General features: G+C 69.7%; 9 protein-coding genes. 4 read left to right on the top strand and 5 right to left on the bottom strand.

The window, feature by feature from the left end:
• The first annotated feature begins 43 nt into the window (after positions 1-43).
• The 3 genes from AC1DO7_RS19305 (at position 44) to AC1DO7_RS19295 (ending at position 4,215) form a co-directional block, all read left to right on the top strand.
• Positions 44-1,648, top strand: a complete 1,605-nt coding sequence (locus AC1DO7_RS19305) for a methyl-accepting chemotaxis protein (protein ID WP_441615253.1) — start codon at positions 44-46, stop codon at positions 1,646-1,648.
• A 151-nt stretch (positions 1,649-1,799) separates the two neighbouring features.
• Positions 1,800-3,374 (top strand): class I adenylate-forming enzyme family protein, encoded by a 1,575-nt coding sequence (locus tag AC1DO7_RS19300; protein WP_441615251.1) that lies wholly within the window; start codon positions 1,800-1,802, stop codon positions 3,372-3,374.
• A gap of 34 nt (positions 3,375-3,408) precedes the next feature.
• The gene (locus tag AC1DO7_RS19295) at positions 3,409-4,215 is read left to right on the top strand and encodes an IclR family transcriptional regulator (protein ID WP_441615249.1); all 807 of its coding nucleotides are present in this window, start codon (positions 3,409-3,411) and stop codon (positions 4,213-4,215) included.
• Between the two features lie 24 nt (positions 4,216-4,239).
• On the opposite strand, the gene AC1DO7_RS19290 is transcribed toward AC1DO7_RS19295, so the two are convergent.
• The 5 genes from AC1DO7_RS19290 to AC1DO7_RS19270 all read right to left on the bottom strand — a co-directional run bounded on the left by AC1DO7_RS19290 (position 4,240) and on the right by AC1DO7_RS19270 (position 10,357).
• A complete protein-coding gene (locus tag AC1DO7_RS19290; RefSeq protein WP_441615247.1) occupies positions 4,240-4,779 on the bottom strand; it encodes an MgtC/SapB family protein in 540 nt (179 codons plus the stop codon).
• 84 nt (positions 4,780-4,863) lie between these two features.
• On the bottom strand, positions 4,864-5,937 hold the full coding sequence (locus AC1DO7_RS19285) for an Ldh family oxidoreductase (protein WP_441615245.1): 1,074 nt from the start codon (positions 5,935-5,937) through the stop codon (positions 4,864-4,866).
• 55 nt (positions 5,938-5,992) lie between these two features.
• On the bottom strand, positions 5,993-6,997 hold the full coding sequence (locus AC1DO7_RS19280; RefSeq protein WP_441615243.1) for a Bug family tripartite tricarboxylate transporter substrate binding protein: 1,005 nt from the start codon (positions 6,995-6,997) through the stop codon (positions 5,993-5,995).
• An 81-nt stretch (positions 6,998-7,078) separates the two neighbouring features.
• Complete coding sequence (locus AC1DO7_RS19275; protein WP_477116450.1) at positions 7,079-8,512, bottom strand: FAD-binding oxidoreductase; 1,434 nt, start codon at positions 8,510-8,512, stop codon at positions 7,079-7,081.
• 153 nt (positions 8,513-8,665) lie between these two features.
• Entirely contained in the window at positions 8,666-10,357 is a 1,692-nt protein-coding gene (locus AC1DO7_RS19270; RefSeq protein ID WP_441615240.1) for a thiamine pyrophosphate-binding protein, read from the bottom strand.
• Positions 10,358-10,785: 428 nt separating this feature from the next.
• Here AC1DO7_RS19270 and AC1DO7_RS19265 point away from each other — a divergent pair, with 428 nt between their 5' ends.
• On the top strand, positions 10,786-11,730 hold the full coding sequence (locus tag AC1DO7_RS19265) for a Bug family tripartite tricarboxylate transporter substrate binding protein (RefSeq protein WP_441615426.1): 945 nt from the start codon (positions 10,786-10,788) through the stop codon (positions 11,728-11,730).
• Positions 11,731-11,803: the final 73 nt, after the last annotated feature.

Below are 11,803 nucleotides of genomic sequence, written 5' to 3'. Positions count from 1 at the left end.
CCAGGGTCAGCATGCGGACCGCCAGGTCCATCGGAGCCTCACAGTGTCGCAAACCATCCAACTGAAGGCCCCGCGCCGCGCGGGCCTGCGCTTGCCCGCCTGCCTTGGCCGGCTGCCGCTCGCCGCGCGCATGTGCGCGGCCTTCGCCCTGGTCTACGTGTTCGGCGCAGCGGTCGGGCTGACAGGTATCTTCAGCCTCGGCTCGGTCAAGCAGATGACCGACACCCTCTACCAGCGCGACATGCAGGGCGCCATTTCCGCCGAACGCGCCCAGGCGGCACTGGCGCGGCTGGATCGCGCCCAGCTCGCCCTGACCCTGGCCACCAGCGGCAGCGAGCGGGACGACGCCGCCAGGGATATCGAACACGCCCTCTCCGGGCTTGACCAGGCCTTGACGGTGGTCCGCGCCGCCGCGCCACGGCAGGCGCCGGCGCTGCAACAGGAACGCGACGCCGCCGCCAGGCTGCTGGGCGACTATGTGGCGTTGCTGCGCAAGCAGCCGCTCGACGCGCTGCAGTTCGACAGCGCTGTGTCGGTGGACGGCCATTTCCTCGGCGAGCAGCTGCAGAAGCTGGGCACCGTGGTCGAGGCCGCGCGCAAGCTGCAGGAAAGCCAGGCCGCGGCTACCGTGGCGGCGGTGGCCGCCAGCCAGCTGCGCGCGCAGACCGTGATGGCGGCGATGCTGCTGGCCAGCCTGGGCGCCGCCGCCGCGCTGGCCTGGTTCGCCGCGCGCCTGCTGCTGTCCGAGCTCGGCGGCGAGCCTGCGGATGCCGCCAGGGTCGCCAGCCGCATCGCCTCCGGCGACCTTCAGCAGGCCGTGCCGCTGCGCCGTGGCGACGAGCGCAGCCTGATGAGCCTGCTGGCCCGCATGCGCGACCAGCTGGCCGGCGTGCTGGAGGATATCCAGCATCACGCGCGGGAGATCGCCGCCACCAGCGAAGGCATTGCCGGCGGCAACCAGGACTTGTCGCGCCGTACCGCCATGCAGGCCAGCGCGCTGGCCGCCGCCGCCGACAGCGTCGCCCGCCTGACCACCCTGGTGGGACAAGCCCGCGAACAAGCCACCGAGTCCAGCGAAATGGCGCGCCTTGCACGTCAGGCGACCGAGGCAGGCATGGCCGTGGTCAACGACATGAGCGGGGCCATGGATGCCGTGCACGGGCATTCGCGCAGCGTGGCGGAAATGGTGTCGGTGATCGAGAGCATTGCCTTCCAGACCAATATCCTCGCGCTCAATGCCGCTGTCGAAGCGGCCCGCGCGGGCGCCGCCGGACGCGGCTTCGCGGTGGTGGCGCAGGAAGTGCGCGGACTGGCCCAGCGCAGCGCCACATCGGCACGCGAGATCCGCGACACCATCGCCCAGACCACCGCGGAGATCGGGCGCGGCGCGCGGCTAAGCCAGCAGGTCGTCAGCGCGATGGGCGGTATCGAGCAGGCGGTAGGCCAGAGCCATGCGCTGGCCGAGCGGCTGTGCGGGGTGGCCGACGAGCAGGCCCGCGGCATCCGCGGCGTGGGCGAAGCGGTGGCGCAACTGGACCAGACCAGCCGGCAGAACGCCGGCCTGGTGGAGGCGGTGGCAGAGCAGGCCGCAAGCCTGGATGCGCAGGCCGCGGCGCTGTCGGCAGGCGTGGCGCGCTTCCGCTTCTGAGGGCCGGCGGCCGATCGTTGTCCTGATCATGACTGTTCTGCACTGCAGAACAGTCATTCCACAGTGCAGTTGACGGGCGAGGCGATCGGTGGGAGTATGCCGCCATCGAACAAATCCGGCGGCCACGCCGGAAGCCTTACCGGAGACCGCAATGAGCAGCACCCCCACGTCTGGCGCGCCCGCGCCGGCAGTTTCCCCGCGCGCCGACGCTTCCCAAGCCACCGCCTCGTTCACCCGCCTGCACCAGACCATCGCCCCGTGGGTCCGCAGCCACCCCGAGCGTGTCGCGCTGATGGATGCCGAGCGGTCCCTGCGCTACGGCGAACTGGACGGGGCTATCGCCGAAACCGCGCGTTCCCTGGCGGACCTGGGCGTGCGCGGCGGCGACCGCGTGGTGCTTGTGACGGAAAACAGCGTGGGCTGCGCGGTGCTGATTCTCGCGCTCAGCTCGCTCGATGCGTGGGCGGTGCCGGTCAACGCCCGCCTCTCGCCGCGCGAGATCGACAACATCATCGAGCATGCCGGCGCGCGCGTCGCGCTATACCTCGACAGCGCCCACCCCGAAGCGCGCGAGCACGGCCTGGCGCGTGGCGCGCAGCCGCTGCAATGGCCGCACGCGGGCGCTCTGCTGGCCGGCGCCGTGAACCAGAATGCCGTGGCCGAGCCGGTCGAGGCGGCGGCGCGCGACCAGGTCGCCGCGCTGATCTACACCACCGGCACCACCGGGGCCTCCAAGGCCGTCATGCTCACCCATGCCAACCTGATGTTCATTGGCCGCTCCAACCGCCTGCAGGCGCGCGTGCAGCCGGGCGACCGCATCTACGGCGTGCTGCCGATCTCGCACGTGTACGGCTTGTCGGTGCTGCTGGTCGGGCCGCTGTCCAACGGCGCCACGGTCTTCTACGAGCCGCGCTTCCGCCCGGAGAAGCTCGCCCATGCGCTCGCCGACCTGCAACTCACCGTGCTGCACGGCGTGCCGGCCATGTACGCCAAGCTGATCGAGTGGAGCCGTGCGCAGGACACCCCGCTGCGGGCACCCGCGCTGCGCATGGCGCAGTCCGGCGGCGCGCCGCTGGCGGCTTCGCTCAAGTCGGCGTTCGAGAGCAGCTTCGGCATCGTCCTGCACAACGGCTACGGCATGACCGAAACCTCGCCCACGGTATGCCAGACGCGCGTGGAAGCCCCGCGCAGCGACTGCTCGGTGGGCCCCGTGGTGCCCGAAGTGGAAATCCGCCTGGGCGATCCGCTGCCTGACGGCAGCGGCGAGCTGCTGGTGCGCGGCCCGAACGTGATGAAGGGCTACTATCGCCGCCCCGACCTCACCGCGCAGGTGATCGACGCCGACGGCTGGCTGCATACCGGCGACCTGGCGCGCATCGATGCCGACGGTGCCGTTTCCATCGTGGGGCGGTCCAAGGAAATCATCATCCACTCGGGCTTCAACGTCTATCCGGAAGAAGTCGAGCAATCGATCAACGCGTTCCCGGCGGTGCTGCAATCGGCCGTGGTCGGGCGCACGGTGGAAGGCAACGAGGAAGTGATCGCCTTTGTCGAGGTGCGCGACGGCATGGCGCTGGACCAGGCCGCGCTGCGTACCTTCCTGCGCGAACGCCTGTCGCCGTACAAGATGCCGGCGGAGGTCAGGATCGTGGCCCACCTGCCGGCCGCGCCCTCCGGCAAGATCCTCAAGGCAAAGCTGCGCGAGATGCTCGCCGGCGCCGGCTGATCACGCGCCGTCACAGACAACCGAGGCATACCGCATGCAAGCGCCGCTGCCAGAAGATGCCGCCCAGCAAAAGGAAGACCGGCATTTCGTCACCGCGCTGGCGCGTGGCCTCGATGTGCTGGCCTGTTTCCGCAGCTACGAGACGCGACTTGGCAATGCCGAGCTGGCCCAGCGCTGCGGCTTGCCCAAGTCCACGGTATCGCGGCTGACCCATACGCTGACCGAACTGGGCTACCTGCGCCTGGACCCCGAGCAGGCCAAGTACCAGCTGGGCAGCTCCGCGCTGGCCCTGGCGCCCGCGGCGCAGCAAGGCGCGGACGTGCTCGACGTGGTGCGGCCGTATATGCGGGAACTGGCCGACCTGTCCCAGGGCGTGACCTCGCTGATCGTGCGCGACCGCGCGCAGATGCTGATCTACGAGAACTGCCAGTCCGAGTCTTACCTGACCTTGCGGGTCGCGGTGGGCACGCGCATCTCCGGCCTGACCACCGCGGCGGGACGCGCCTACCTCGAAGCGCTGCCCCCGGCCGAGCAGAAACAGGCGCTGTCCGCCTTCCGCAGGCAGGACGGACTCGACAGCGAGCGCGCCGATGCCATCGTCGCGCATAGCCGCACCGAGGTGCAGCGGCTGGGCTGCACCACGTCCTTTGGCGAGTGGCTGCCCGATATCAATTCGATTGCTGCGGCTTTCCGCCCGGGACCCGCGCTGCCGCCGATGACCTTGTCGTGCAGCGGCCCCACCGCCATCGTGCCGGCGGCCATGCTATTGGAAACGGTGCGTCCGCTGCTGGTAGAGAGCATCCGCGGCATCGAAGCCGCGCTGCGCGCGCAGGCGCGCTGAGGCCAATGCCGCGCCGGGCGCTGTTCAGCTCTCGTCCAGCCCGGGCGGGGCCTGGCGTTTCTGCCCGTCCGCGTCGGCATGCGCGCCGCCGTTGCGATGGACCTTGGGGGTAGGCGGCAACCCGGCCTCTTCGTGCAGCAGCCGCCTGTGCAGCGTGCGCTCGAAACGCCCGCCCACCAGCAGCAGCACCAGGCCCAGGCCAAGCGCCATCGCCACGATGGCGAAATACCCCGCTCCGCAGGCGGCACCGATGATGGCGGCCAGCCAGATCGCCGCCGCCGTGGTCAGGCCCTGGGGCTTGTCGTCACTACTGTGGCGGGAGATCACTCCCACGCCCAGAAAGCCGATCCCCGTGAGCAAGCCTTGCAGCACGCGCGACATGGCGTCGGGAGGATGGCCCGCCACCGTCACCAGGCACACCGCCGTAGCCGCGCCAAGGGAGACCAGTCCGAGCGTGCGCGCACCCGCTGCCTTGCCACGCAGGTTGCGGTCGAGCCCGATCAACACCCCGCACAGCAGGCCGCAGAGAAGTCTGACGAACAGATCCAGGCTGAAAGCTTGCATAGGATAGGCGGTGACCGGCGGCGCGCGAAGGTTGGTTTCCGCGAGCTTACCGCAAGGCGCCGGCCCGGGGCCAGCACACCGGCGTCAGGCCAGTGCCTCGGGCGCCGCCATCCCGTACTTTTCCAGCCACGGTGCCAGTTGCGGCAGGATCGCCGGATTGAGCGCCACGCCATCGCGCAGCTGGCGCGTCTTGCGCTCCAGCGCGCCCTGCCCCGGCAGGCGCACGCGGTCGACGCCGGGCCGCGGCGGGTTGTCGGTGCAGGCGCGCGCCACCCAGCCCATTTGCGTGGCGAAGGCTTCCTCGCCGGCAAAGGCGGCGGGGTCCAGAATCTGCAGGAATACCGTATTGCCCCAGCGCTTGCCCGGGTCGTCGCGGCCATGGCCGCTCAGGCCGGCGGTCAGCGACTCCACCATCAGCGAGAGGGCAAAGCCCTTGTGCCCGGCATCGAGCCCGCCCAGCGGCAGGATCGACCCGGCATGCGGGGGAAACAGCACCGCCGGGTCGTCGCTGGCATTGCCGTGCTCGTCGATCAGCCAGGGATGCGGCAGGCGCTTGCCTTCCTTGTACAGGCGCCCGGTGAGGCCGTTGGTAGTGATGGAGGTGGAAACATCGATCAGCACCGGACCTTGCGGCGTCGGGAAACCGACCGCCAGCGGGCTCGGCGAGAATATCGGGCGGGTGCCGCCGAACGGCGCCACCGTGGCGGCGCCCGGCGCCGACGAGAACAGCAGCATGACCAGGCCTGCCTGCGTGGCGCGCTCGAGGTAGGCGGCCAGGCAGGCGATATGGTGCGAGCGGCGGATGGTAACGGTCCCGGTGCCGTAGTCGCGCGCGCGCGCCATCGCGCTCTCCATCGCGCGCAGGGTCAGCCAGGGCCCGGGCAGGCGCTTGCCGTCCCAGGTGGCAACGGCGGCGCGCTCGGAGATCACCTCGTAGTCTTCGTTGACGGCCATGCTGCCGCTTTCTATCTCCGCCAGGTAGGTCGGCAGCAGTTGCAGGCCGTGGGTGTCGTGMCCCATCAGGTCGGCTTCGATCAGGATGGCGGCGACATCGGCCGCGCGGTCTTCCGGCATGCCGGCGCGCACGAACATGGCCTGCGCCATGAGCCGCAGTGCGGTGGCGTCGTGTCGCGAAGTGGCTGGGGCTGGATTGCTCATGTTGAAGGGTTCCTCGATGAAGTTCTGCGCCCGGCGCCGCGCGCCGGTGTCCTGCTTATTCGTCCACCGACACGCCGGCGGCCTTGACGACTTTCTCCCAGCGGACCTTCTCCGCCAGCGAGAAGGCCTGGAACTCGGCCGCGGGTTTCGGATCCGGATCGGCGCCGGCGGTCACCAGCGCTTCGCGGAAATCGGGCCGGGCCGAGGCGGCCATGATGATGTCGCTCAGGCGGGTCACGATCTCGCGCGGCGTGCGGGCCGGCGCGAACACGCCAAACCATGAGCCGGTGATAAAGCCCGGCAACCCGGCTTCCTCCATGGTGGGCACCTTGGGCAGCGCGCTCATGCGGTGCGCTCCGGTGACCGCCAGCGCCTTGAGCTTGCCGGCCTTGACGAAGGGCAGCGAGGTCGGCGCGTTGTCGAACATCAGCTGCACCTGGCCGCCCATCAGGTCGGTCACCGCAGGGGCGCTGCCTTTGTAGGGCACGTGCACCATCGAGACACCGGTCATGACCTTGTACAGCTCGCCCGACAGGTGGATCGAAGTGCCGGTGCCGGACGAGGCAAAGGTGGTCTTGCCGTTGGCCTGCTTGACGTACTGGGTGAGTTCCTTGACGTTGTTGGCGGGCACGCCGGGATTGACCACGAGGATATTCGGCACCGAGGCGATCATCGCCACCGCGGCGAAGTCCTTGACCGTGTCATAGGGCATCTTGCGGTAGAAGCTGGCGTTGATGGCGTTGGTACCGACCGTGCCCATCAGCAGCGTATAGCCGTCCGGGGCGGACTTGGCGACCATGTCGGCGCCGATATTGCCCGATGCGCCGGGACGGTTCTCCACCACCACCGGCTGTCCGAGCGCCTTTTGCAGGTCGCGCGCGACCAGGCGCGCCACGATGTCGGTATTGCCGCCGGCGGTGAACGGCACGATCAGGCGGATCGGCTTGGACGGCCAGGTCTCGGCCTGCGCGGGCAGCACGCCGCAGACGGTGGTGGCGGCCAGCGCGGCCAGGGCCAGCAGCATCGGGCGGCGGCCGCGCTTGAGCTTCGCATCTTGCATCTATGTCTCCTCTTGACCTAGTTGATTCTGTCGATCTTGGTGATCTTGTTTTTTTCGGGCTTGCCGGGCTTTCTTCGTTGCTCAGTACTGCGCGTCGGGCGGCGGCAGCAGCCGGCCCGGGTTCATCAGGCCGTGCGGGTCCAGTGCGTGCTTGATCTTCTGCATCAGGGCCATCTCGACCGCGGACTTGTAGTGCGCGTTCTTGTCGACCTTGAGCTGGCCGATGCCGTGCTCGGCCGAGAGCGAGCCGCGCACGCGATCCACAGCCTCATACACCAGCGCGCTGATGGCCGCGCCGCTGGCCTGCACGAATGGCGCCTGCGGCACGCCGCGCGGCGCACTGACGTTGTAATRCAGGTTGCCGTCGCCGAGGTGGCCGAAGGCCAGTACGCGTGCGCCCGGATGGGCCGCCACGATCTCGGCGCTGGTACGCTCGATGAACGTCGCGATGGCCGAGATGGGCACCGAGATATCGTGCTTGATGTTGTCGCCCCCATCCATCGACTGCGCCTCGGGCAAATGGTGGCGGATGCGCCAGAGCCCGTCGGACTGCGCCAGCGAGGCGGCGATGGCGGCGTCCGCCACGATGCCGGCTTCGAACGCTTCTTCCATCAGCTCGCCGAAGGCCTGCGTGGCGTGCCCCTCGCTGTGCGGATCGCTGCTTTCAAGCAGCACGTACCACGGATGGTCCTGGTCGAACGGTGCGCGGCAGTCGGGAAAATACTGCGCCACCAGCGCCATGCAGGCGCCGCTCATCAGTTCGAAGGCGGTCAGCGTGGCGGCCAGGCGGCGCTGGGCCAGTTCAAGCAGGCGCAGCGCCGCGTGCGGGTCGCTCACGGCGGCCAGCGCGGTCATGCGCGCGGCCGGACGCGGATAGAGCTTCAGGGTGGCGGCGGTGATCACGCCGAGCGTGCCTTCCGCGCCGATGAAGAGCTGCTTCAGGTCGTAGCCGGTGTTGTCCTTGCGCAGGCCGCGCAGGCCGTCCCAGATCTCGCCGTCGGGCGTCACCACTTCCAGGCCCAGGCACAGCTCGCGCGTGTTGCCGTAACGCAGCACCTGCACGCCGCCGGCATTGCTGGCGAGGTTGCCGCCGATGGTGCAACTGCCTTCGGCGCCGAGCGACAGCGGATACAGGCGGTCCGCCTCCTGCGCTGCCTGCTGGACATTGGCCAGGATGCAGCCGGCCTCGGCGGTCAGCGTGTTGTTGAGCGGATCGATGTCGCGGATGCGGTTCAGCCGGGCGGTGGACAGCACCAGGGCACGACCGTCGCCATCGGGTACCGCGCCCCCCACCATGCCGGTATTGCCGCCCTGCGGCACCAGCGGCACGCCAAGCGCCGCGCACCACCGCACGATGGCCGCCACGTCTGCCGTCGTATCCGGTTGCGCCACGGCCAGCGCGCGGCCGGTGAAGTTGCGGCGCCAGTCGGTCAGGAAGGGCGCGGTGTCGTCGGGCGCGGTCAGCAGGCGGCCGGAGAACCGGCTGCGCAGGCCGTCCAGCGTGGCTTCGGTCATGCTGTGTCTCCTGTTTCTCGTCGTCTGTCTTATGTGATGCGTCTTATGTGATGCGTCTTGTATCTTCGGTCTTCGGTCTTCGGTCTTATGTCTTTTGCAGGTCCGGGGACCGCTGGCCGGGAGCGCTCTCGCGGCCAGGCAGCGCCGCCGTCCTCAACCCGCGATGCGCATGGCCGGCGTGATCTGGCGCGGGTCGGTCGTCAGCTCGAGCACCGCCGGCTTGCCTGCCGCCCGGGCCCGCTCGAATGCCGCGGCGAAGTCTTCCGTGCGCGTCACGCGCTCGGCCCAGGCGCCGCAGGACTGCGCCATCGCCACGAAATCCGGGCTGGGAATATCGGTGCCGCTGACGCGGCCCGGATAGCGTTTTTCCTGGTGCATGCGGATGGTGCCGTACATGCCGTTGTTGACCAGCACCACGATCAGGTTGGCGCCGTAGGCGGCGGCCGTGGCGATCTCCTGTGGGTACATCAGGAAGCAGCCGTCGCCGGCAAAGCACACCACCGTGCGCTGCGGGTCGCGCAGCTTGGCGGCGATGGCCGCGGGCAGGCCGTAGCCCATGGCGCCGCAAGTCGGCGCGAGCTCCGTGCGCGGCTGGCGGTAGGCATAGTAGCGGTGCAGCCAGACCGTGTAGTTGCCCGCGCCGTTGCTGAGCACGGCATCGGCCGGCAGGGTCTGGTTGAGATGATCGACCACGGCGGTCATGTCCACGCCACTGAGTTCCGGGTGCGGCTTGCCCGGCATGACGAAGGCTATGTGCGCGGCGCGCGCGGCGCCGGTCCAGTCGCCCCAGGCCACGCTCGCGGGTGCCGGCAGCGCGGCCAGCATGGCGGCGCCGGGCCCGATGCCGGCCTGGATGGCCAGTTCGGGCTGGTAGACGCGGCCAAGCTCGGCGCTGTCGGCATGCACATGGATCAGGCGCTGACGCGGCGTGGGCACATCCAGCAGGGTGTAGCCGTCGGTGGCGATATCGCCCAGGCGCGTGCCGAAGGCGAGGATGACGTCGGCGGTGCGCACGCGCTCGGCCAGCGCGGGATTCACCCCCAGGCTCAGGTGACCCACATAGTGCGGATCGCGGTTGTCGAACACGTCCTGGCGGCGGAACGCGCATGCCACCGGCAGGTCCCAGCGCTGCACGAAGGCGGCGAAGTCCGCCGCTGCCTGGGCGGTCCAGTTGGCGCCGCCGGCGATCACGAGCGGGCGCTGCGCGCCTGCCAGCAGCGCGCCGAGGGCATCGGCATCGGCCGCGCGCGGCGCGGCTACGGCCGGCTGGTAGGGCGCGGTGTCGGCAACCTCGCACAGGCCGTCCAGCACGTCCTCGGGCAGCGAGATCACCACCGGCCCGGGGCGGCCCGATGTGGCGCAGCGAAACGCGCGCGCCACCAGTTCCGGGATGCGCGCGGGATCCTCGATCTCCACCACCCACTTGGCGATGGAGCCGAACATGGCGCCGTAGTCCACTTCCTGGAATGCCTCGCGCCCCTTGTGGCCGCGCGCGATCTGGCCGACGAACAGCAGCATGGGCGTGGAGTCCTGGGCGGCGATATGCACGCCGATGCTGGCATGGGTGGCGCCCGGGCCGCGCGTGACGAAGCAGATGCCCGGACGGCCGGTGAGCTTGCCGTCGGCCTCGGCCATGTTGGCGGCGGCGCCCTCGTGCTTGCAGACGATCAGGTCGATGGCCGGCTGGTCATGCAGGGCGTCGAGCACGTCGAGGAAGCTCTCGCCCGGCACGCAGAAGATGCGCTCGGCACCATGGATGCGCAGGGCATCCACCAGGACGCGGCCGCCGGTACGGGCAGGCGCGGGGTTAGGGGACGCGGTGGCAGCAGCAGGAGTATTGGTCATGTCGATCTTGAATTGGTGCACTGCAGTCGGTTCGGGGCCTGGCGGCACGGGGGGCCGGTGTTGCGGCGCGGCAAGCAGTGGGCAGCAGCGCGGCGGGCAATGTAGCGATTGTTATGGCCGCCCCGCCTTGCGCGCCTGGCATAAGGCGCATTTCTGCTATGCGTAAAACGCAAGGCTGGACGATCCCGCGCGCGTGTAGATTGTGGCCAAGGCGATCCCGCCCTGCCCCATGCGCCGCCTGCCTGATCATAGCGGTGCGCGGCCGGCAGCGGAAAGGAGGATGCCAGACAACGAAGTCAGGAGACCAGGATATGCCCATGTACCTTCGGCCCCTCCGGCCGGCCCGTTCCCACGCGGCAACCCCGGCCGGCCCGCACCGTGCGCAAACCTTGTGGCGCTGCGCGCTGGGTGCGCTCGGCACCCTCGGCATGCTGGCCATGGCCGGCCCGGCCCATGCGCAGGATGCCTGGCCCACCAAGCCCGTCAACTACGTGGTGCCCTTCGCCGCGGGCGGCACCACCGATGTGCTGGGCCGCCTGATCGGCCAGCGCCTGTCGCAGATGATCGGCCAGCCGGTGGTGGTGGAGAACCGCGCCGGCGCTGGCGGCAATATCGGCTCGGACTATGTCGCCAAGGCCGCGCCGGACGGCTATACGCTGGTCGGCGGCACCATCAGCTCGCACTCGATCAATGTGAGCCTGTATCCCAAGATGCCCTATGACCCGATCAAGGACTTCAAGCCGGTGGCGCTGATCGGCACGCTGCCCAACCTGCTGGTGGTCAACACCAGCAGTCCCTGGAAGAGCGTGCAGGACGTGATCGCCGCGGCCAGGGCCAAGCCGGGCACCGTTTCGTTCGGTTCGGCAGGCAACGGTACCTCCCAGCACCTCGCCGGCGAGCTGTTCTCCACCATGGCGGGCGTGAAGCTGCTCCATGTGCCATACAAAGGCAGCGGACCGGCGGTGCAGGCCCTGCTGGGCAGCCAGGTCGACGTACTGTTCGAGAACAGCGTGGCCGCCATGCCGATGATCCAGGCTGGCAAGTTCCGTGCGCTGGCCACCACGGCGGGCAAGCGCTCGCGCGAACTGCCCGACGTACCGACCATCGCCGAGGCGGGCGGGCCCAGGCTGGCCGGCTACGAGATCGTGTCCTGGCAGGCGGTGTTCGCCCCGGCCGGCACGCCGCAGCCCATCGTCAACCGGCTCGGCGCCGACATCGGCAAGATCATCCAGGAACCGGAGATGCGCGCGCGCTTCGCCACGCTGGGCATCGAGCCGTCCGGCGCGGGCCCGGCGGAACTGGGCGCATTCCAGAAGAGCGAAGTGGCGAAATGGGCAAAGCTGATCAAGAGCGCCGACATCCGGCCAGAATGATGCAGTGGACTGGTTTGTGCATGACTCGCTCCGAATGCCGGGTACCCAAGCGGGGCCCGGCGGCTTATGATGG

Source organism: Cupriavidus sp. 05N40, from assembly GCF_056397305.1.
Note: the sequence above shows the minus strand (reverse complement) of the source record. Positions and strands in the feature narration are given on the sequence as shown.